At 63.2% G+C, this 19260-nt stretch carries 21 protein-coding genes, 1 tRNA gene and 3 pseudogenes; 16 read left to right on the top strand and 9 right to left on the bottom strand.

From position 1 onward, the window contains the following. The first annotated feature begins 1 nt into the window (after position 1). Positions 2-421, top strand: a complete 420-nt coding sequence (locus AO684_RS13195; protein WP_054303214.1) for a VOC family protein — start codon at positions 2-4, stop codon at positions 419-421. A 154-nt stretch (positions 422-575) separates the two neighbouring features. On the opposite strand, the gene AO684_RS13190 is transcribed toward AO684_RS13195, so the two are convergent. Continuing rightward, the gene (locus AO684_RS13190; RefSeq protein WP_054303213.1) at positions 576-1766 is read right to left on the bottom strand and encodes a cytochrome b/b6 domain-containing protein; all 1191 of its coding nucleotides are present in this window, start codon (positions 1764-1766) and stop codon (positions 576-578) included. 169 nt (positions 1767-1935) lie between these two features. Between AO684_RS13190 and fabD the strand changes: the two genes are divergently transcribed. The 4 genes and pseudogenes from fabD to AO684_RS21345 form a co-directional block, all read left to right on the top strand. Further along, positions 1936-2865, top strand: a complete 930-nt coding sequence (gene fabD / locus AO684_RS13185) for an ACP S-malonyltransferase (protein ID WP_054303212.1) — start codon at positions 1936-1938, stop codon at positions 2863-2865. A gap of 161 nt (positions 2866-3026) precedes the next feature. Beyond that, the gene (fabG, locus tag AO684_RS13180) at positions 3027-3764 is read left to right on the top strand and encodes a 3-oxoacyl-ACP reductase FabG (RefSeq protein WP_054303211.1); all 738 of its coding nucleotides are present in this window, start codon (positions 3027-3029) and stop codon (positions 3762-3764) included. Positions 3765-3954: 190 nt separating this feature from the next. After that, on the top strand, positions 3955-4188 hold the full coding sequence (locus AO684_RS13175; RefSeq protein WP_054303210.1) for an acyl carrier protein: 234 nt from the start codon (positions 3955-3957) through the stop codon (positions 4186-4188). A gap of 196 nt (positions 4189-4384) precedes the next feature. Continuing rightward, a pseudogene (locus AO684_RS21345) lies at positions 4385-4609 on the top strand (IS3 family transposase); the annotation flags it as partial. 158 nt (positions 4610-4767) lie between these two features. On the opposite strand, the gene AO684_RS22035 reads toward AO684_RS21345, so the two are convergent. Then, a complete protein-coding gene (locus tag AO684_RS22035) occupies positions 4768-4923 on the bottom strand; it encodes a hypothetical protein (RefSeq protein ID WP_200907819.1) in 156 nt (51 codons plus the stop codon). On the opposite strand from AO684_RS22035, the gene AO684_RS22600 reads away from it, so the two are divergent. Further along, on the top strand, positions 4906-5265 hold the full coding sequence (locus tag AO684_RS22600) for a phospholipase D-like domain-containing protein (RefSeq protein ID WP_082400971.1): 360 nt from the start codon (positions 4906-4908) through the stop codon (positions 5263-5265). The genes AO684_RS22035 and AO684_RS22600 overlap by 18 nt on opposite strands. Here the strand turns inward: AO684_RS22600 and AO684_RS22295 are convergent. Next, positions 5210-5706 (bottom strand): annotated as a pseudogene (locus AO684_RS22295) (DUF2793 domain-containing protein); the annotation flags it as partial. The gene AO684_RS22600 and the pseudogene AO684_RS22295 sit on opposite strands and share 56 nt — an antisense overlap. A gap of 105 nt (positions 5707-5811) precedes the next feature. Here AO684_RS22295 and AO684_RS13165 point away from each other — a divergent pair. The 3 genes and pseudogenes from AO684_RS13165 to AO684_RS13155 form a co-directional block, all read left to right on the top strand. Then, positions 5812-6042, top strand: a pseudogene (locus tag AO684_RS13165) (tyrosine-type recombinase/integrase); the annotation flags it as partial. Positions 6043-6132: 90 nt separating this feature from the next. Further along, entirely contained in the window at positions 6133-6384 is a 252-nt protein-coding gene (locus AO684_RS13160; protein ID WP_054303208.1) for a type II toxin-antitoxin system RelE/ParE family toxin, read from the top strand. Positions 6385-6395: 11 nt separating this feature from the next. Beyond that, positions 6396-6740, top strand: a complete 345-nt coding sequence (locus tag AO684_RS13155) for a helix-turn-helix transcriptional regulator (RefSeq protein WP_054303207.1) — start codon at positions 6396-6398, stop codon at positions 6738-6740. A 653-nt stretch (positions 6741-7393) separates the two neighbouring features. Here AO684_RS13155 and AO684_RS13150 read toward each other — a convergent pair. The 4 genes from AO684_RS13150 to AO684_RS13135 all read right to left on the bottom strand — a co-directional run bounded on the left by AO684_RS13150 (position 7394) and on the right by AO684_RS13135 (position 13754). Next, positions 7394-7648 (bottom strand): hypothetical protein, encoded by a 255-nt coding sequence (locus tag AO684_RS13150; RefSeq protein ID WP_054303206.1) that lies wholly within the window; start codon positions 7646-7648, stop codon positions 7394-7396. Positions 7649-7861: 213 nt separating this feature from the next. Continuing rightward, positions 7862-10366, bottom strand: a complete 2505-nt coding sequence (locus tag AO684_RS13145) for a hypothetical protein (RefSeq protein WP_152968424.1) — start codon at positions 10364-10366, stop codon at positions 7862-7864. 119 nt (positions 10367-10485) lie between these two features. After that, positions 10486-11160, bottom strand: coding sequence for a hypothetical protein (locus tag AO684_RS13140; protein WP_054303204.1), 675 nt, complete (start codon positions 11158-11160; stop codon positions 10486-10488). Positions 11161-11204: 44 nt separating this feature from the next. Continuing rightward, positions 11205-13754, bottom strand: a complete 2550-nt coding sequence (locus tag AO684_RS13135) for a hypothetical protein (protein ID WP_152968423.1) — start codon at positions 13752-13754, stop codon at positions 11205-11207. Here AO684_RS13135 and AO684_RS13125 point away from each other — a divergent pair. Continuing rightward, positions 13738-14100 (top strand): hypothetical protein, encoded by a 363-nt coding sequence (locus AO684_RS13125; RefSeq protein ID WP_054303201.1) that lies wholly within the window; start codon positions 13738-13740, stop codon positions 14098-14100. The two genes, AO684_RS13135 and AO684_RS13125, sit on opposite strands and share 17 nt — an antisense overlap. Here AO684_RS13125 and AO684_RS21605 read toward each other — a convergent pair. Then, positions 14098-14176: transfer RNA gene (locus AO684_RS21605), tRNA-OTHER, on the bottom strand. The two genes, AO684_RS13125 and AO684_RS21605, sit on opposite strands and share 3 nt — an antisense overlap. Before the next feature lie 17 nt (positions 14177-14193). Here AO684_RS21605 and AO684_RS13120 point away from each other — a divergent pair. Beyond that, positions 14194-14724 carry a phage virion morphogenesis protein gene (locus tag AO684_RS13120; RefSeq protein WP_054303200.1) on the top strand — a complete coding sequence of 177 codons (531 nt, stop codon included), beginning with the start codon at positions 14194-14196 and terminating at the stop codon, positions 14722-14724. Between the two features lie 76 nt (positions 14725-14800). Here the strand turns inward: AO684_RS13120 and AO684_RS13115 are convergent, their stop codons facing one another. Continuing rightward, positions 14801-15274, bottom strand: coding sequence for a hypothetical protein (locus tag AO684_RS13115; protein ID WP_200907817.1), 474 nt, complete (start codon positions 15272-15274; stop codon positions 14801-14803). 385 nt (positions 15275-15659) lie between these two features. On the opposite strand from AO684_RS13115, the gene AO684_RS13110 reads away from it, so the two are divergent. The 5 genes from AO684_RS13110 to AO684_RS13090 all read left to right on the top strand — a co-directional run bounded on the left by AO684_RS13110 (position 15660) and on the right by AO684_RS13090 (position 19144). After that, complete coding sequence (locus AO684_RS13110) at positions 15660-16424, top strand: class I SAM-dependent methyltransferase (protein ID WP_054303198.1); 765 nt, start codon at positions 15660-15662, stop codon at positions 16422-16424. A 376-nt stretch (positions 16425-16800) separates the two neighbouring features. Continuing rightward, positions 16801-17823, top strand: coding sequence for a phage protease (locus tag AO684_RS13105; RefSeq protein WP_082400979.1), 1023 nt, complete (start codon positions 16801-16803; stop codon positions 17821-17823). Continuing rightward, positions 17820-18200, top strand: a complete 381-nt coding sequence (locus tag AO684_RS13100; protein ID WP_054303197.1) for a capsid cement protein — start codon at positions 17820-17822, stop codon at positions 18198-18200. The genes AO684_RS13105 and AO684_RS13100 overlap by 4 nt, the downstream gene beginning before the upstream one ends. A gap of 12 nt (positions 18201-18212) precedes the next feature. Beyond that, on the top strand, positions 18213-18950 hold the full coding sequence (locus AO684_RS13095; RefSeq protein ID WP_054303196.1) for a hypothetical protein: 738 nt from the start codon (positions 18213-18215) through the stop codon (positions 18948-18950). Then, a complete protein-coding gene (locus tag AO684_RS13090) occupies positions 18947-19144 on the top strand; it encodes a hypothetical protein (RefSeq protein ID WP_054303195.1) in 198 nt (65 codons plus the stop codon). Before AO684_RS13095 ends, AO684_RS13090 begins: the two co-directional genes overlap by 4 nt. Positions 19145-19260: the final 116 nt, after the last annotated feature.

The following is a 19260-nucleotide window of genomic DNA, read 5'->3' as shown; positions in this document are numbered from 1 at the left end:
GATGGCGGTGATCGTCCCCGAGCTTTCGGTCACCGACTGGCGTGCTTCCCGCGCCTTCTATACCGGGTTGCTGGGCTTCTCGGTCCTTTACGAGCGGCCTGAAGAGGGTTTTTGCTACCTCGGGCGCGATGGGGCGGAGCTGATGCTTGACCAGATCGGGCTGGGCCGTGATTTCGACCCCGGTCTTGGTGAAGCCCCGCGCCCGCTGGGCCGTGGCGTCAACCTGCAAGTCGAGGTCAGCGCCATCGCCCCCTTGCTGCATGCGCTGGCAGGGGCGGGCCACCCGCTGATCCTGCCGCCCGAAGACCGCTGGTATCGCCGGGATGACGAGGAACTCGGCAACCGGCAATTCGTCGTGGCCGACCCCGACGGCTATCTGTTGCGGTTTCACGAAGATCTGGGTGTCCGCAAGCGGCGCTGACGGATCAGGGGGCTGTCTGCCCCCTCGCCCCTGCGGGGCTCACCCCCGAGGATATTTTTTACCAAGATGAAGGTGCGGGGTTTCATCTTGGTCCAAATATCCTCCGGGGTGAATTGCCGAAGGCAAGAGGGGGCGGAAAGCCCCCTGATCCGGTTTATTCGGGGCGCCGCGCGGTGAGGGTCGCGGTAACCTCGACGGCGAAGCCCACGGTGGCCTCGTCGCCATAGCTCGCCCCCATGCCGAAGGCGCGGCGGTCGAGCGTGGTGGCGCCGGTCATTGTGGCGGTATTGTCCGCTGTGGTCAGCGTGAAGGGCAGGGTGACCGGCACGGTGGCGCCGCGCAGGGTCAGGGTGCCTTTCGCCTCATAGCCTGTATCGGCGGGCAGAATATCGGCGTCGAAGGTCGCGGTCGGGTGGGTTGCGGTATCGAAGAACTCCGGCCCTTTCGCCTGATCGGTGACCGAACCGAGCGTCAGCTTGGTCAGGTCTATGGCGACTGTGACATGTCCGTTCACGCCATTGACCGGGGTTTCGTCGAAGGTGATCGTGGCATGCCAGTCCGGCAACTGGCCGCTGACCTCTGCTCCCATCTGGCGCACCGTGAAGCCAAGGCTCCCGCTTTGGACCTGCCAGTTCCCTGCGGTTGCAGCGGGGGTGGGAGCGATGGCGGCGCGCGCCGGTTCATCGCCGCCGGTGGCGAAGATCAGGGCAAGCGTGCCGACGGCCGCATAGACCAGCCCGGCGGCGAATGCGGGCGCGCGCGGGGCGCTTCCCTTGCCTGCCGACGTGCCCCGCAACATCCGGGACAGGGTATGGTCGCGGTCGATCAGCGCGTGTTTCAGCGCGCCTGCAACATGCAGCAGCACCGAACCGATCAGCAGCTTGGAGAACAGCCCGTGCAGCGCACCCGCCGCCTCGGCCACGCCCTGCGATTTCGGCACGAAGGGCAGGCCCTGGCCGAAGGGCCAGAAGATCGGGGCGAAGCCGTCCAGCGCCGCGTGATGCACCCAGCCGCTGAGCGGCATGGCGATCATGGCGACGTAAAGCGACCAGTGGATCAGCGTGGCGACCCAGGTTTCCAGCCGCCGCTCGGGGTGGAGTGGTGCCGGATGCGGTTGGGTCAGCGCCCAGAGGATACGGGCCAGCGCGGTGAAGAAGGCAGCGATCCCCAGTGTCTTGTGCAGCGAATAGACCAGCGCCTTGGCTGCGACGGCGGCAGAGGTGTCGGCGGGCATGTCCTCGGCATATAGTCCGAGGCCGATGGCGGTCAGGATCAGCGCTGCGGTCAGCCAGTGCAGCAGGCGGGCGGCGCTGCCATAGCTTTGCGGGGTGTTGCGGGTGCTCATGCTCTCTCCGGTCTTTCGGTTTTTGGTGGTCTAGCACGCATGCTGCAGTGCGGAAATGCGAGGGCGGGCACAGGCTCTGTGCATCCGCGAAGGGTTGCGCGGCTGTGCGCAGCAGCGATTGCATGGCCCGCCCGCACGCGGTAAGCCGGTAAAAACGCTTGGAGGAACCATGTCCCGCGCATTCGTATTCCCCGGTCAGGGGGCGCAGACCATCGGAATGGGCCGTGCCCTGGCCGAAGCTTACCCCGCCGCGAAAGCCGTCTTTGACGAGGTGGACGAGGCTCTGGGCGAAAAGCTGTCCACGCTGATCTGGGAAGGCGATATCGCCGAACTGACGCTGACGCAGAACGCCCAGCCCGCGCTGATGGCAACGTCGATCGCCGCCCTGCGCGCGCTGGAAACAGAAGGCATCGGGATCGAGACGGCGGATTTCGTGGCGGGCCACAGCCTTGGCGAATATTCGGCGCTCTGCGCGGCGAAATCGCTGGCGTTGTCGGATACCGCGCGGCTGCTGCGCATCCGGGGGCAGGCGATGCAGGAGGCGGTGCCGGTGGGCGTGGGCGCGATGGCCGCGCTGCTGGGTCTTGATTTCGAGGCGGCGACCGAGGTTGCGGCGGAGGCCGCGCAGGGCGAGATCTGTCAGGCCGCCAATGACAATGATCCGGCGCAGGTGGTGGTTTCGGGTCACAAGGCGGCGGTGGAGCGCGCGGTAGAGATCGCCAAGGCCAGGGGTGCCAAGCGGGCGCTGATGCTGCCGGTCAGCGCGCCTTTTCACTGCGCGCTGATGCAGCCCGCTGCACATGTGATGGCCGAGGCGCTGGCAGCCGTAGTGGTAGACAATCCGGTGGTGCCGGTGGTGGTGAACGTCCGCGCCGAGGCGGTAATGGAGGCCGACCGCATCCGCGACCTGCTGGTGGCGCAGGTGACGGGCTCTGTCCGCTGGCGCGAAAGCGTGCTGTGGATGGAAGCTGCGGGGGTGACCGAATACTGGGAAATCGGCGCGGGCAAGGCGCTGTCGGGCATGATCAAGCGCATCGTCAAGGGCGCGGAAACCCGTGCCGTGGGGGCGCCCGAGGATGTGCTGGCGGCGAAGGGCTGAGCCGGGACCAAAATTCTTGGACAAGAATTTTGGGCGCTGACCGGCGCGGTTTTCGTGGGGCGGGGGCTGTGGACGGGGGCTGTCTGCCCCCGCGGCCTTCGGCCTTCCCCCGAAGATATTTGGCCCAGGGTAAAAGCCGGGCCGGGAAAAGGATGGAAACAATGTTCGATCTGGGTGGCAAGAATGCGCTGGTGACCGGGGCTTCCGGGGGCATCGGCGGCGAGATTGCCCGCGCACTGCATGCGGCGGGGGCGACTGTCACGCTGTCGGGGACGCGCCTCGCGCCGCTGGAGGCGCTGGCGGCGGAACTGGGGGAGCGGGTCTTTGTCGAGACCTGTGATCTTTCGGATGCGGCCAGTGTCGAGGCGCTGCCGAAGGCCGCTGCCGCGAAGATGGGCTCTGTCGATGTGCTGGTGAACAATGCCGGGATCACTCGTGACAATCTGTTCATGCGGATGTCGGATGACGAATGGCAGTCGGTGCTGGATGTGAACCTGACCTCGACCTTCCGGCTGTGCCGGGGCGTACTGCGCGGCATGATGAAGGCGCGCTGGGGGCGGATCGTGAATATAAGTTCGGTCGTTGGCGCCACCGGCAATCCGGGGCAGGGCAATTATGCCGCTTCCAAGGCCGGGATGGTCGGCATGTCCAAATCGCTGGCGGCCGAAGTGGCAAGCCGGGGAATCACCGTCAATTGTGTGGCGCCGGGTTTCATCACCACCGCGATGACCGAAAAGCTGAATGATGAGCAGAAGGCGCGCATCCTGACGCAGGTTCCCGCCGGGCGCATGGGCGAAGCGGGCGAGATTGCCGCTGCCGTGCTTTATCTGGCGAGCCCGGAAGCGGGTTACGTCACCGGAACCACCTTGCATGTCAACGGCGGCATGGCGATGATCTGACGCGGGGCGCGGCGGCACGGGCGCGCGGGAAAGCGTTTGCCAAGTGCCGGTGCGCTTGCTATAGCCGCGAACGGAACCACCAGTGCCGGAAGGCTCTGGTGCCCTGCCTGACGCGGGGAAAACAGCCAAGGGCCTGGCCCGCGGCAGGGACACCAGACCGGGGGCCACCCCGCAACGATGAGGAAGTGACATGAGCGATATCGCCGATCGCGTGAAGAAGATCGTCGTCGAGCATCTCGGCGTCGAAGAGGACAAGGTGACCGAGAACGCCTCGTTCATCGACGATCTGGGCGCGGACAGCCTCGACACCGTCGAGCTGGTCATGGCCTTCGAAGAGGCCTTCGGCATCGAGATTCCGGATGACGCCGCCGAAACGATTCAGACTTTCGGCGATGCCGTGAAGTTCATCTCGGGCGCTGTCTGAGGCAGGCGTTGCCAGAGGCCATGGCCTCGGTTTTTCGAAAGGGCTCCCTTTGGGGGCCCTTTTGCATTTGTTCATGCGGTGTAGCGAAAGGGTTGCCTCTGGCTCGCCGCGTTCGCCGTCGCACAAGATCAGCAACCCGGCTGCCGGCACAGGTTCCGGCAGGATCTTGCCGCGCAAGGCGGCAGCGGGCAGCAGCGAAGTTCGTGAGGAGATGCACAGGATCGCCGAGAAGCGCCGTCGCTTCAGCTACCGGCGCGTGGGTTGCACGCTGGGGCGCTAGGGCATGATCATGAACGAAAAGAAGCTCCACCGCATCTATCGGGAAGAGGGCCTGTCTGTGCGCCGCCGTCGTGGTCGCAAGCGGGCGCGAGGCAGCCGAACGCCAATGCCGGTCCTGCTGCGGCCAGACCCGCGCTGGTCGTGGCGCTGTTGTCACCGTCGAGGATCGAAGCACTCGCAGATCGTGTTCGCGGTTCGATGCCAATCGAACGAGAAGGAAGCCTGCATCAGCTCGTGAACACGCCGGCTGCTCGCACAGTGCTCGATCTCTTGATCACCGCCTGGAAGCAGACGGAAATATCAGGCGATGTGCTGGCCGGGATCTTGGTCGGTGCAGCCTTCGCCCACCAACAAGCGCAGCGCGAAAACCGTGTCGAGCTCGTTTGGACGGGCCCGACGACACCATTCGTCGCCACTCGCCGCACGTAGTAGGTACTCTTGGATCTCATCGGTCACGCGCAAAGTGACCTCTTTCTCGTCAGCTTCGTTGCATACGACGTCTCCTCGGTGGTCGATGCATTGAATGCTGCATGCAGTCGCGGCATCGACATCCGAATTCTGTTGGAAACCTCTACGAGCCACGGCGGGAGTCTGTCCGTCGATCCTATTGCTATGATGCGGCGCTGTGTTCCCTCGGCAGCGCTGTATGTCTGGACCGACCGGCCGGCACCCTTCGCCGAAGGACGGGTTCACGCGAAAGTGGCCGTTGCCGACGGCAGTTCGGCCTTTTTGATCAGCGCCAAACCTCGTCCACCACGCGCACCCAGACGGATGATCCGTTCGGCGGTGCGGCGATGAACAAGGTCAGCACGCCGCCCGTCGCTATGGCGAAACTCATCCCCATGTCGGTCAGGGGCGGCGTCCCGGTGCCGTCGTTTGCGACCAGTTGCCAACGGGTGTACGTCCCGCGCTGGAAGCCGATGCCAATGCAGTGAATGGCTGCGCGAGCGCCAGGGTGGTGGCCAGTGCGGCCGTCGATCCGTACAGGCCGAAGAAGCCCATTCCGGTTGCCTGTAATGTCGTCAGCGAAATCCGCGTGACGAAGGTCCAGCCGCCGAGGCCCGCCGCACTGCCGCGCCAGCAGGCCCAGCCTGCGGAGCGCTGGTCGGCCACCGAGTCTACCACTGCGGCCGACGTCAGACGCCAGCGCCGCATTGAGGCCGCCAGGTTCGTAGCGGCGAGCGTCGGGTGTGAGACTGTGCCGACCGAGGTGATCGGCATGCCTTCGGTGGTGATGCCGTTGGCTTCCGGACTCCGGATGCTGGGCCGGACTCCAAGCGGGGTCCAGCGGCTAACGCGGTGTCCGGTCGGAAGGCCCGCGTTCATTGGTGTTTGTACGGGGCTCGGGTGTATGCCCGGATCATGCGCGACTTGGTTCCTTCGATCGGGCTCGAGCCCAGTGCCTATGGTACGCATTCGATGCGGCGAACGAAGGTTGCGCAGATCTACAAGAAGACCGGAAATCTGCGCGCCGTGCAGCTGCTCTTGGGCCACACAAAGATGGACAGCACGGTACGGTATCTGGGTGTCGATCTGGAGGATGCGCTGACGCTATCGGAGGGGATTGATCTTTGACCTTTGCCTGGCCGGCGTCTGCCGGCCAGGCATGTCGCGCAGGGCGACATTGCACTTGACTTTCGCCGAAATGTCGCCTAAAGCTACACCATGAAGCAGATCAGCTACACCAAAGCCGCGATCAAGGCCTTGCGGCGGATGCCCTCGAATACCGCTGCGCTGATCCGCGCCAAGATCGAAGCCTATGCGCAGGACCCAAGCGCGCAGGCCAATAGCGTGAAGCCCTTGAAAGGCCGTGAGGGTATCCGGCTGAGGGTAGGGGATTGGCGGGTGATCATGGATGATCAGGGCAATGTTCTGGCCGTTCTCGATATCGGGCCGCGGGGCGGCGTCTACGACTGAAAGGGTTTGACATGAACGAGATGGTGACGATCCCGCGCGAAGAATATGACCGCCTGCGGGCCGCTGCGGAGGATCTGGCCGACCTGCAAAGCTATGACCGCGCCAGGGCGCGTCTCGCGGCGGGAGAGGACGAATTGATACCGGCAGAGTATGCGAACCGCCTTCTGAATGGCGAAAGCGCCCTGCGCGTCTACCGTGATCTGCGCGGCCTGACCCAAGCGGCGCTGGCCGAAAAATCGGGCGTGAAGCGGGTCACCGTGGCCGAGATCGAGACCGGCCGAAAGCAGGGCTCGGTCGCAACATTGCGCGCCTTGGCCGATGCGCTTGGCGTGAGTCTGGATGATCTGACAGAGTAACGTCGGCCATAGCTGCCACTCTGCTGACCGAGATGTTGCAATGCGCCACTCACCAAAGCCGCCTTTCGAGATGTGCTGCAGCAAAACATGAGACCGACATTGTTTTGATTTGAACAAACTCGACATTCGGGGTGAGCTGATCTGCTTTCAAATACGGAACTGCAACGAGGTATGCGTGGCACGTGCGGTGCATCAGGCCATCTGCTGATCGTCCACTGGAGCCCTTGACGAAGATGCCATTTCGTCGAGAAGGCACTGATATTCTTGGCTCAACTCAGACATCTTCCCTGTTGGTCCCAGCGAAGATGAACAATGCCGATTCTGAGGTCTGGCTGGCGGATGTGTTGACATGCGCGCGAATGCAGTCTCCTGACGCGCTAACAGACTCTGACCTTGGAATAGACAGCCACCAAGGTGCTGCAAAGCCGCAAGACGGGACCCTGCTTGATGGCTCCATTGATCGGCATGTGCCAGTCCGGACACCGCAATGGCAGCGCTGGATCAGTGGGCCTGCGGCATACCTTCCCCCGATTGCAAAAGGCCAGCCATCGCCAGTCTCGGCGCGTCGAGATAGAACATCACCTTGACGTGAAACGTCCCCGGCACGACGCGCGCCTGTCGTCGGCATGCCGGGAGCGCCCAGTCCTTAACACTCAGAAAAGGCCGCTGACTTCGGCGGTCTGCTTGCGCTTGTCATAGGCGCAGACCACGACGCGGTCGGCCGTTGCGCCCTGTTCTGGCCCGACCATGACGGCAAATGCGTAGGATTCCGAACCGTAGGGATCAACGTTGATGGTGTTCACCGTGATCATCCCGCCAACGGCGTTCAGGCAGGCCTGCCGGACGGCGACCTCAAGCTCTGCCCAGGCGTCATCGCTGGACGCCTGGGCTTGTTGCGCGGCGGTCATCAAGGTAGCCGTAAGGCAGGCAGCGCGTGCCACATCTCTGTGCCGTCCGATAATTCCGGTCATAGGTAGTATCCTTCTTTTCAATGGCTGAAGTCTTTTCTGCCCGCAATCCACAGGTGGAGGCTGGAGGGGCGCCCTTCCTTGAGACGGGATATGGATGGAATTGCGCCTGAACCGGGCCGCAGCATTGGGCGGCCCGGTCCGGGCATCAGATCAGTTGAAGGTCCAGATGGTGCCGGTTTCGTTGGCCATGGTGACCTTGCCTTCCAAAGAAATAAAGATGTCACTCGGCATCCCCGTCGGTTCGGGCGGATAGGCGTAAAGAACCTCGCCCGCCGCATCCAGACCCATCAGCTGGCCGCCGGTGGTCATCACGACCTCGGCCGTATCGGCATAGCGGATGCTGGGGTCATTGTTGACACACCAGACAAATCCGTTGTCAGCCTCGGTGTAGATACAAAGATTGCCGTCGGCCTGGAAGATCATGTAATAACCGTCCAGCGAAAAGCGCTGTTCGCGGGTGACGACGACTGCAATGCCTTCCCTGAGCGTTTCGGGGGCAGGTTCAGGCCCCGCAACCGGCTCTGCTGCAGGCTCAGGGGGTGCTTCGGGCGTTTCTTCCGGCAGCCCGGTCTGAACATCGGTCGCCGCCGGCGCATTCTGGCCGCTGTTGTCGACGCGGGCAGGAGTGTCGAAAGACCAGACAATACCATTTTTGTTTACCAAAGAGACCTCGCCCTTCGGCGAGATGCTGATATCGCTTGGGATGCCGGTCGGCTCGGGCGGGTAGGCGTACAGAATCTCGCCACGCCAGGTCATAGCCACCAATTCGCCTATGTCGTTCATCACGACTGCATTCGTATCGTCAAAGCGGGCGTTGGGGTCATTGCTGACACACCAGACCAAGCGGTTGCCCTCCACAGTGCGAATGCAAAGATTGCCGTCCTTCTCGACCTCTATGGCGTATTCGCCTGCCTCAATGCGTTGATTTCGGCGAATTCCACCCATAAGGCCGCCTAGGAATGGGTGAAGGTCGAAATCGTCATGAGAGGCAGGCCCTGCGAGATGTTCAGACATCAGATAGTTTACGCCCGCCGCCGCCCGCGCCGCCGCCAGCGCGGTCTCACCGATATCGTCAATCGGGTTGGAACCGTCGGCACGCTCGGTGGACGGCAGGTCAGCGACGGTTGCGTCTGCCACCTGCACATCCGCGGTGGCGGCGGCAAAGGCGGAATCGCCGGTCATCGCCACGTCATAGGTGCAGTCGCGCAGCAGGTTGATCTCGATCACGCCGTTTTGCAGGCAGGTGGTCGCGGCGCTGGTGCGGGTTTCTTCGGGCAGTTCGGCCATGACAACGGGCGCGGGCGGCGGGGCCGACGGCGCGGGCGGGCGGTGACGGAACAGGTTTTCTTCGGCCGTCACGCGCCAGGATTCGCCAAAGCGGTTGATCTCGGCCTGCGAAGCGGGCTGGGCGATCACCTCGCCGCTGCGCAGCGTCATGTCATTGGCGGGATCACCGTCCTGAAGACCAGACAGGCCGAATGCGTTCGGCTGCTTTGGCATTGGAACGATCCCCACGGAGGCAAAAGACCCGCCGGGCATGAACGCGAACCCCATAAAGCGCATGTTGTCCTCAATCGGAAGAGGATGGCCTGGCGGATAACGATCGATACTCACCCATTCCCAGGGATCCTGGGCGGTGGGGGGCGAGGATTGAATGATGCCCCCTTGCGGAAGTTTGTAAAAACGGGGGCCGTTTTCTATCTCGCTACTGGTCAGTTCAACCTCAACTCCGTTCACCACCACCAATGTGCCGCCGTCATAGACCTCGACCACGTCGCCATCTACATGGGCCGCGAAAGCGATGGCGACGGAGACTGCCGGATCCCCTGTCGAAGGTTCGGTGCGTATCTGCGACATGAACTGGCGGTCGGCTGATGACGTGGCAATGAAATCACCTGGCACCTGAAAATCATAGCTGAGCCCGTCAAGAGAACGAATATGAGCGTCGCCATAGGCCAGAATCTGAACACCCTCTGACCCCGCCCTAAGCGCAGGTTCAGGGGTGGCTGTCGCCGGTGCCGCGATCACGCTGCCGTTCAGCACGACTTCCGCCGCGCGCAACTTGTTGCCTGCGGGGCAATCGTCAACCTGTGTGATGACGACACGGTTCTGGCCGGTCCGCAGGAACTGCGCCAGATCCATGGTGACGTTCTGGTCATAGGCCACGAAATTGTTGACGCCATTGGGCATGTCCGGCGTGCCGCTCGGGTAAGCCTCGTTGAAGATGGTGATGCGCGAGCCGTCATCCATTCCGGTAAAGCCGATCGAAAAATCCGAGACCTGCGCGCCTTGGGGGACAGTCACCACCGTGTCGAAGAACACATAGTCAAAGGCCTGCAAGCAGGTCCCCTCGGCCAGACGCGAGATCTCGTCGCCGTTATGGCCCTTGAACGCAATGATCTGCGGATCGGGTGCAGGCTCCCAGCCGGGGGCGTTGGCGTCGGGGATCGGCGGGGCATAGACAAAGGCCAGCGGATCCCCGTTGGCCGGGGAGGATACGCCGGGCACGGTCACGATCTCGCTCGTCCTGTTCATGCGCCAGTCTGCACGGGTGACATCCTGCGCTAGCGCATTTGTGGCGAAGGCGGCGAATATGGCCGTTGCGGGTAACACAATGTTGCGCCCTGCGCCTATGCCTTTGAATGAATGCCGCAAGTAGCTCTCCCTAATTGAAATCTCGCATATCAAGACGGTGCAGGCTGGCCTTTCTGTCAATACGGATTCACGGCAAAATCGGGGCTTGATATCTGATAACAATCGGGAAGTTGTAACCATCACAAAGCTGGGTCGCCCATTTCTGACGGCCTTCGTACAGTCCTTTCGCGATGATGACGCGCGGGCTGACGGCCGCGGTGATGATCATCCTTCATCACCTGAGCGATCGGGGCGCCGAGGGCGAGGCAGTCCCGCGACTTCACCAGCGTTCCCGCCAAGGTGATCTCCAGCGAGGTTGCGGTGACGCTGGTGATGATGACGCTCCGAAAAGGCGTCTTGCCCGTCAGATCGCGCCAGATGCGGGATTCATCGAGACGGCTGACCATCGGGGCGATGACCGCGACATAGACGATCATCAGCGGTATGGCGGCTGCCCAGACTCTCAACTCTTTCTTGGTGGCATGCGCGACGCGCGCTTTAACCCGGCCATCGTCCCCTCCCTTACCTTCGGTGCGCCGTTCTACGGCGGCGAGAACCACCTTGGCGGCCCCCATGCCCAGCAGGCCGGTGGCAAAGGTCGCGGTATCGGTGGCTCCTGCGCCAAGCTCTCCGACGTTGCCCTCGATGATCGCCAGCACCACCGGCGACATATACCGGGCGAAGATCGCGCCGGTGATCGCGGCGGGAATGCCATCGCGCAGCCTGCGCCTCTCGCTCATCCACCAGCGCATGAGGCCACCGGCGGCGCCAGCGACATAGGCCCGGCCCGCCTCGCCGTCGAGCCAAGCCAGCACGACAGAGGCATAGATCCCTTGAACCCAAGCTGCTGGGCCAGTGATCACATCCCGCGCAGGGCGGATTCTGCGGTGTAGAAGGCATATTGCGAGGTGCGCGACAGTGTTGCCCGCTCCTCTGCCGAGGTCATATCCTCGATTTCGGTCGCCAGATCGGGGAACTTGATCGAACCATCGGAACGGGGCAAGGTTCCCGCCAAAGTGCCGGCCCCACCGTATTTCGCAAGAATCTCGCGTTCCTCTGTCGTGGCCGGTCGGCCTTCCAACTGTATCTGGCGCAGCGTGCGAATGGCGGAAATGCTTTCGCGGGCGCGGGTTTTCTCTCCGCGGGCAAGCTCCAGCCCGCCGGGCTCGATCACATGGTTTCGGGGGCCTCGTCCGACAGAGCGGTCTCCAGCGCCAGAGCCATCGCGATCTCCTCCACCATGCGCAGGCGGTTCGGATCGTTTCGCGGCACGTTCTGAAGGTCCACTTCCTCGCCCGCCTGCTTCACGATCATCTTGACGTAGGCTTCCAGCTTGCCTTGTCCGCGCGCCATGATCCGGTTCGCTTTCCGAGGTGCTTGGTTGCACATCGCCTGCATGATCTCGGTTATCATCGGGGGACTCCATCTTTTCCGTGGCTTCCATCTTACCAGACACGGAAGCCGTCTGCACCTCCTGTTGCGGCGCCGGGCTCGGCTCAGCGGCGTCACGAAGCTCATTCAGGGCCGCCCTGACCTGTTCGGCATCATCCATGCCTTCGATCGACAGGTCTGAATCCTCCATCATGTCGCGGGCGCCGTTATACCAGGAGCGGAGATAGGGGCGCAGCTTCTGCGGGGTGGTGCCCAGATCGTCGGCAATAGCCTTCGCCATGTCTGCGAAGCGCCGCGCGCCAGCCTCGATGCGGAACACGGCCAGTTCCGCGCCGATGGCGAGGATTTCCGGGTCGATACCGCTGTTCAACTGATCGCGCAGTTTCGCCTTGAGCCGTTCCCGCAATTCCGCGGCCCGGTCAGCCGATACCAGCTTGTTCTGGGCGCCGTAGGTGCTGGACGGTGTGGCCGCCGGTTCTGAAATCGTGGTGGTGGCGGCGCGTCGCTTCCCAACAGGTTTTTCCGCCCGTGGCACTTCTGCGCCGAAGATTGCATTGTTCAGCGCATCGAATTGCGCCGAATCCAGTTTCCCGGTGACCTGTTCGGATGTCAGGCTGGTTGCGATGACGGTATCAAGCCCGGCCTTTGTCAGCGCAGCGCGACGCTGATCCCGGTTGTTCGTCCACCACCAGTCAAACCGCCGTGGGCCGCGCGGCTGTGGGGCAAGTGATGCTTCATCCGCGTCAGCCTTTGCGGCGCTACCTACTGGCGTTTCCGCCATCACCGGGGAAAGCGGGCCATCCCATTTCCCCTCTGCGACGCGCTTGAAGAAATCGACATGCCGCATGGGGGTCATGGCTCCAAGGCGGTCCTTGCCCTTGCCATCGGAGAACCCGGCCTCATAGGCGGCGCGGGCTTCGGCCTCGGAGTTGAAACCCAGCATGACCTTGTGTTCGTCGAATGCCTTGGTGTCGGCATCGACCTGATCGACCACAAACACCGCCTCGCTCTGCGGGTTCTCGCCCATGTAGAAATCGACATGATCGCCATCGGTGCCGGTGGTGCGCAGGATGCGCCCGTAGTGGGCAGGCATCTTCACCTTCCAGGCGGTTTTGCCGTCAGGTGTGACCTTGCTTCGGATCGAGCCCTTGGCGTTCTCGATGGAAAGGTTCAACCCGCGCCAATTCACCTTTCCGGTGCGGTAGTTTTCGGCTTCGGCCTGCGCCGGGGTAGGGGCCTTGGCCGTTTCTTTGGCCGCCGCTTTGAACTCTGCGGCCGATGGAGCAGGCTTTTCGGCTCCCTTCATATCGGCAGGCAGCACGGCTTTCGATGGCGTCAGCGTGGTGGCTTGAACCGGCGCGACTCGATCCAGTTCAGACAGGGCACCGTGCAGCCTTGCCGCAATGGTGTCGCGGTCCATGCCTGCGGTATCAATGGTGAAATCCAGATCGCTCCTCTCGCCCGGCTTCGCCCGCAGCACGATCTTGTTGCGCCGGATAAGCACATCCCGGCCTTCAAGCGTGGTATCGTCATTGCTGCCACCGGCGGCGATGCCGAGGACGCGGCCCCATTCTTTCCGGCGCTTCTCCTTGCATGCCATGACAGCTTCGGTCATTTCAGCGCCGCACAGGTGCCTTCCCTGATGATGCCCGCTTTCATGGAACTTGAACGCGCCATCCTTGGCGGCGAGTTCCATCATGGCGCGCATCCCGTGCTTCGTCATTGCTTCGCCAATGTGGTGGTGAAGCGAAACGACCTCGGGCATGTGGTCAAGTTCACCAAGTCCCGCAAATGGCTGTCGATTGACGGCGCCGTGGCCGCTGCCATGGCGGTGGCGCGCGTGGCCGCCGGGGATGTGGGCAGCTTCGCCAGCGCCGAGCTTTTCACCGCAGATTTCTTCAGGGGGTAACCATGGCCGAAACCGCAGACGAACGCCTTGTGGTGATGCTGGAAGCGCGCATTTCGGAGTTCGAAAAGCGCATGGCGAAACCGCCGAGATCGTGGGGACCGATCTCAATGTGCAGCACACCTTCCGGGGCACCGATCATGTGACCGTCGCCTCGACCCGCGCGGTGCCGCGCCAGCCCAAGGCCGCGCCACTGGATCTGGACTGGTACAAGGGCATGCCGGGGCGGCTGGCGCATCCGAGGGCGGTGCTGCTCGACAAGACCTCGGGCGAGCCGGTCTTCCTGCTCGTCTATGACGTGCCGGGGCAGAATGTGAAAATGGTCATCGAGATCAACAGCTGGGTTAAGAAGGCGAAGGCCACGTTCAACACCATGCAAACCGGCCGCTTCGTGACGCTGAATGATCTCGCCGCTACAATCGGCGCCGGTGTCACGCTCATCGAAGGGAGGATCTGAGGCCGGGTTGGACTCGAACCAACATCAATTCCCAGCAAGCTGGCGAACCCCCTTGCCCATCGGGGTACACGGCCTCAGGAGGACAATATAGGCATGTTCACGATTGAAATAAAGGATGCGGAGGTCGAGCGGGCGCTGACCGGGCTTCAGGCGCTGCTGTCCGACCTCAGCCAGGTGATGCGCCAGATCGGCGATGCGCTGGTGCAATCCACCCAGGACCGGATGCTGATCGGCCAGAGCCCGGACGGATCGCCCTTCGCCCCGCGCGCCGCCTCGACCCTGAAAGCCTATGAGAAGAAGGGTGCGAAACCCGGCCCCTATCCGCTCTGGCTGGAGGGGGACATGCGACGGGGCATCAACTTCCGGTCCGGCCCCGACTTCGTCTCGGTCGGATCAAATGCCCTGCAGGCTGCGGTCATGCAGTTCGGCGCGAAACAGGGCCAGTTCGGCGCCCGCATGGGCCGGACGAAGCAGAAAGACGGCGGCCCCGCCTCCCGCGACTATTTCCACCACCTGCCCTGGGGCGACATCCCGGCCCGGCCTTTCCTCGGCCTCTCCGACACAGACCGCTCCAACATCCTCGATATCGTCCGCGAGGCCTTCGAGGCGCAGGTGGGAGGATGATTTGGACCCTCACCTGTCGTTCACGGGGGTTGGTCATCGCTGGGGGGCGGCTGCCCCAAACCAGCCTTTTGTGACATCATATAGGAGGATCGAGAAATGGCTTAATAGGTTCAATGCGGTATCGCTTTCTGAACTCGCGAAGCACCATTTCGAGCGTTGCCTCGAACGCGCTCTGGTCAAACCTCATCGTTTCCTTTGCTTCGTGGAGATACCGCCAGCCGATAAACGCATCTTTGTGCTGTGACAGAATGTCACGAATGCCGCCGTCAGTGTAAAAGATGTTGGGATGATGCGGACGTACTGATCTCTTGAACTCTTCGTTAAGCCTTTTCTGGCTCTCGGGGAGCAAGGCATCAAACAGCTCCGCCAGATCATGCGACTTGATCACGGTTGGATCGTCGCGGTCAAAAACGAGCCATGCCTTGAGCGCCAACTCCATCGAAAGGGCCAACAGCATTGGCTCTACGCCGACATGTTCGTGATCTGCCCAGTCTTCGATCTCGTCAAAACGGAGGGCAGGAAACTTCCTTGTCTTTTGCAGAATCGCCATAGCGGCATCGCTGATTCTGATGGCTGTCGATAATCGAGCGCTCATAGATACCCCTTCGGCTGGCTGGCAACAGGATTGAGGGCGAAGTAGAAGGTATGCAAGCAGGCAATCGCAGAGTGCTCATGGCCCTTGGCTGCTCGTTGAGTATGCGATCATGCTGCGGTGCGGTTTCCCCGAAGTGGACTGCCGTGGTTTGGTGCCGCAAAATCCGGGGTGAATGTCGCAGACGCGGACCTAAGCGGTCGCAGGGCTTCGCTCGATACTGTTGGGCGAGCTCTGAATGCGCTGCTCGATTGTTGGCGGGTTTGATCGGATCTGACTTGACCCATACGGCTTTAGCGCACAGAGGATAGACCTCGCCGCGAACAGCAGAGGTTTCAATAGCATGCGAGACAATCGGTATGGGGCGCTCTCATCCTGGGTTTACAATCTCGATAAGCCGGTCGGCCGATCCTTTGGTGATCTGGAGTATTATCGGGACCGACTCGCACAATGTCATGGCCCCATTCTTGAGCCCGCTGTGGGCAATGGCCGGATCTTTGTGCCCCTGCTGCAGGAAGGCTTCCAGATCGAGGGCTTCGATGCCTCTGAGGAGATGCTGAATTACTGCCTGGATGAGTGCCGGGGGCGGAACCTTCCGGTGGATTTGACGCTGCAGTCGTTCGAGAAATTCTCCTACGACAAGAGCTTCGCAGCTATCATCATTCCGGCTGGATCATTTCAGCTCATCACCGATGAAATTGCTGCAGCTGCCGTATTGAAACGCTTTTATGATCACCTGGCACCCGGGGGACGATTGATCATCGACCTCGATCCGGTTGGCAGCATACTTGCTCCTCCTGGCCCCATTCGGAGCTGGACCACCGAAGATGGTGATGTGCTGACCCTGACCGACAACCGGGTGGAGACCAACTATCTCGCGCAGACGACGCTATCTCACAATCGCTATGAGCTCTGGCACAAGGGGGCCTTGATAAAGACCGAGTTGGAATTATTCAAACTGCGTTGGTGGGGTATCTATGAGTTCCGGCTGGCCCTACAGGTCGCCGGTTTTATGAATGTGCAGGTGTCAGGCAATTACCAGCATGCACGAACACCGCAGTCGGAGGATGAGATTATTACCTTCGAGGCACAACGACCGATAGCTTAGCGCTTGCTCCAGACCTTCGCCTAAGCCGCCCTTGCCTCAGTAGTGCGGACACAGCCACCTTCCAAAGTGATTCATGCCGTTAGAAGGCCATCACGCAGTGATCATGACAGGGGTAAAGACGCGAGCGGCTCGCTGTTCAGGAGGCCTCGCGCCCGCTAAAGTGCGCAGGAAATGAGGATCGCAGCGCCGCGCGCGGATGTCATTTTGGTCGTATTCTCTACAGGTGCGGCGCTGCGCTGCCGTTAGGCAGCTTTCCACTCGGACTGCCGGCGGGGCCTCATGACTCGGCCAGCCGCTCCATGCCCCCCCCTGACCCCATCCCATCCGCACACCGTTGCGGATGTTTTGGTTTCGGCTGTCGGGGGATGTTGGGTTCATGTCGAACCCGCAGATCATCTCGCTTCAATCCACGTCGCTGCCCGAGGGCGGTGCCCCTGACTGGATCCACCTGATCCCGGCCGGGGCGGAGATCCTGACCGCCGATGCGCGCGGTCCCTATCGGCTTGTCGATCCGCAGGCGGTGATTGCCGCCTCGACGGGGAAGCTCCCGATCGACGAGAACCATGCCATCGACCTCGCCGCCCCGCGTGGCGAGGCCTCGCCCGCCCGGGGCTATGTCGTCGAGCTGCAGGCGCGCGCCGACGGCATCTGGGGCCGGGTGGACTGGACCGAGACCGGCCGCGCCCTGGTGGCCGACCGGGCCTATCTCGGGATCAGCCCGGCGGTGATCCATGACGGCGCCAAGCGCATCCTCGCCATCGCCCGCGCCTCGCTGACCAACCGGCCCAATTTCCGGGGCCTCACTTCCCTGCATATGGAGACCTCCATGATCCCTGCCGTCGCCAAGGCCCTGGGCCTTGCCGATGATGCCACCGAGGATCAGATCCTCGGGGCCATCGGAACCCTGAAGCAGCCGCAGACCGCGCTGCAGTCGCAACTGGGCCAGATCGGGCTGGCGCTTGGCGTGACCGAAGCCACGCCCGAGGCGATCCTCGCCGCCGCGCAGGCGCGGACCACCGCGCAACCGGCCGAGATCACCGCCCTGCAATCCGAACTGGCCGATGTCTCGACCCGGCTGAAGGCGCTGCAGGACACCACCGCCCGCGACCGGGCCATCGCCTTCGTGGACGGCGCGATCAGCGAGGGCCGGGTCGGCGTGAAGCCGATGCGCGAGCGCTACATCGCCATGCATATGGCCGATGCGCAGGGCACCGAGGAGCTGATCGGCGCCATGCCCGCGATCACGGCCGAACTGCCCTCGGGCGAGATCGCGCTGCAGGCCGCCGACAGCGCCGATCTGGTCACCCGGGCGCGGGCCTATCAGGCGCAGCAGAAGGCCGCCGGGATCGACCTCGGCTGGACCGCCGCCGTCACCGCCGTTTCGGAGGGCAAGCAATGATCCCGACCTTCGTCCGGGCCTTCGAGGCCTCGGCCGCCATCGCGGGCCGCCGCATCGTGGCCTTCTCCGATGCCGCCGCCTCGTCGAAGATCGCGCAGGCGGCCACCGCGACTGCCCCCGCCCTCGGGGTGTCGGAGGCGATGGGCGCCGAGGCGGGCGGCATGTGCGATGTCGTGCTGGCGGGCATGGCGGCGGTCGATCTGGGCGGCACCGTCACCGCCGGGGCGCCGCTGATGGCCGATGCCGAGGGCAAGGCCATCGCGGCCAGCGCCGCCGCTGCCACCACCCGCCGGGTGGTCGGCTTCGCCATCCAGCCGGGGGTTGCCGGCGACATCATCGATATCTGGCTCGCGCCGAGCCTGCTCGACCGCGCCTGAGAGGAGTAACCCATGGCCCCGAAACGCCCGTTTACCGTCGATCCCGTCCTGACCGCCATCTCGGTCGGCTATCGCAACCCGTCGATCACCTATATCGCCGACGAGGTTCTGCCGCGTCAGACGGTCGGCGGCGAGATATTCAAATGGACCGAATATCCGCTGGCCGATGCCTTCGCCATTCCTGACGGCCGGGTCGGCCGCAAGGGTCGCGTGCAGCAGCTGGAGTTCACCGGCGAGGAGAAGGAATCCGCCGTCGAGGATTACGGCTTCGATGCGCCCATCGTGCATTCCGATGTCGAGGCCGCCGCCAATGCCCGCGCCCGGGGCCTGTCGGCCATCGACCCGGAGAGCCATGCGGTCGAGATGCTGACCGATGTGCTGCAGAACATCCGCGAGGTGCGGGTGGCGGGGCTGGTCCACAACCTCAACACCTATGCCGCCGACAAGCGGGTCACGCTGTCGGGCAGCTCGCAATGGTCGGATTACGCCAATTCGGACCCGATCACCGCGCTGAAGACCGGGCAGGAATCGACGCTGGTCTATCGCCCGAATACCTGGGTGATGGGGCGGCCGGTCTGGTCGAAGCTGTCCTCGCACCCGATCATCGTCAATGCGATCAAGGGCGGCACCCAGACCTCGGGCCTCGTGAGCCGCGAGCAGTTCATCGAGCTCTTCTCGGGTGAGGGGCTGCAACGGCTGCTGATCGGCGATGCCTGCCCGAGGGCGCCGTCCTGCCGCGTGAAGCGGTGAATTGCGACTGGCTGGCCTCGGAGGTCACCCGCATCGACGGGGTGATCCATCTGACCCTGCTCCTGCCGCATGGCCCGATTCCGTGGCCCGCACCGCCTGAATCGCGGGTGGTCACCCATCCCGAGCCGATCCTCGTCACCGCAGACGGGCCGATCCTGTTGCCGGGCTATAACCCTGAGGAGGCCGCACAATGATCGACTGGAGCAGGACGATCACCGCCGAGGCCCGCGCCGCAGCCGCGCTGGAGGCCGCCAAAGCCGAGGCCCGTGTCACGCTGGCAGCGGCCGTCACCGCCGCCCGCGCCACGCTG

This window comes from Gemmobacter sp. LW-1, from assembly GCF_001303875.1.
In the GTDB taxonomy this organism is placed as follows: domain Bacteria; phylum Pseudomonadota; class Alphaproteobacteria; order Rhodobacterales; family Rhodobacteraceae; genus Gemmobacter; species Gemmobacter caeni.
The sequence above is the reverse complement of the archived record's forward strand: the minus strand, read 5'-3'. Positions and strand labels throughout refer to the sequence as shown.

What these genes read in the sequence shown, in the direction of transcription:
- AO684_RS13100 (WP_054303197.1), top strand. Translation starts at nt 17,820, where the DNA reads ATGATCCCGACCTTCGTCCGGGCCTTCGAGGCCTCGGCCGCCATCGCG.
- AO684_RS13110 (WP_054303198.1), top strand. Translation starts at nt 15,660, where the DNA reads ATGCGAGACAATCGGTATGGGGCGCTCTCATCCTGGGTTTACAATCTC.
- AO684_RS13150 (WP_054303206.1), bottom strand. Translation starts at nt 7,648, where the DNA reads ATGACCGCCGCGCAACAAGCCCAGGCGTCCAGCGATGACGCCTGGGCA.
- AO684_RS13155 (WP_054303207.1), top strand. Translation starts at nt 6,396, where the DNA reads ATGAACGAGATGGTGACGATCCCGCGCGAAGAATATGACCGCCTGCGG.
- AO684_RS13190 (WP_054303213.1), bottom strand. Translation starts at nt 1,766, where the DNA reads ATGAGCACCCGCAACACCCCGCAAAGCTATGGCAGCGCCGCCCGCCTG.
- AO684_RS13095 (WP_054303196.1), top strand. Translation starts at nt 18,213, where the DNA reads ATGGCCCCGAAACGCCCGTTTACCGTCGATCCCGTCCTGACCGCCATC.
- AO684_RS13195 (WP_054303214.1), top strand. Translation starts at nt 2, where the DNA reads ATGGCGGTGATCGTCCCCGAGCTTTCGGTCACCGACTGGCGTGCTTCC.
- fabD (WP_054303212.1), top strand. Translation starts at nt 1,936, where the DNA reads ATGTCCCGCGCATTCGTATTCCCCGGTCAGGGGGCGCAGACCATCGGA.
- AO684_RS13105 (WP_082400979.1), top strand. Translation starts at nt 16,801, where the DNA reads ATGTCGAACCCGCAGATCATCTCGCTTCAATCCACGTCGCTGCCCGAG.
- AO684_RS13115 (WP_200907817.1), bottom strand. Translation starts at nt 15,274, where the DNA reads ATGGCGATTCTGCAAAAGACAAGGAAGTTTCCTGCCCTCCGTTTTGAC.
- AO684_RS13120 (WP_054303200.1), top strand. Translation starts at nt 14,194, where the DNA reads ATGTTCACGATTGAAATAAAGGATGCGGAGGTCGAGCGGGCGCTGACC.
- AO684_RS13160 (WP_054303208.1), top strand. Translation starts at nt 6,133, where the DNA reads ATGAAGCAGATCAGCTACACCAAAGCCGCGATCAAGGCCTTGCGGCGG.
- fabG (WP_054303211.1), top strand. Translation starts at nt 3,027, where the DNA reads ATGTTCGATCTGGGTGGCAAGAATGCGCTGGTGACCGGGGCTTCCGGG.
- AO684_RS13175 (WP_054303210.1), top strand. Translation starts at nt 3,955, where the DNA reads ATGAGCGATATCGCCGATCGCGTGAAGAAGATCGTCGTCGAGCATCTC.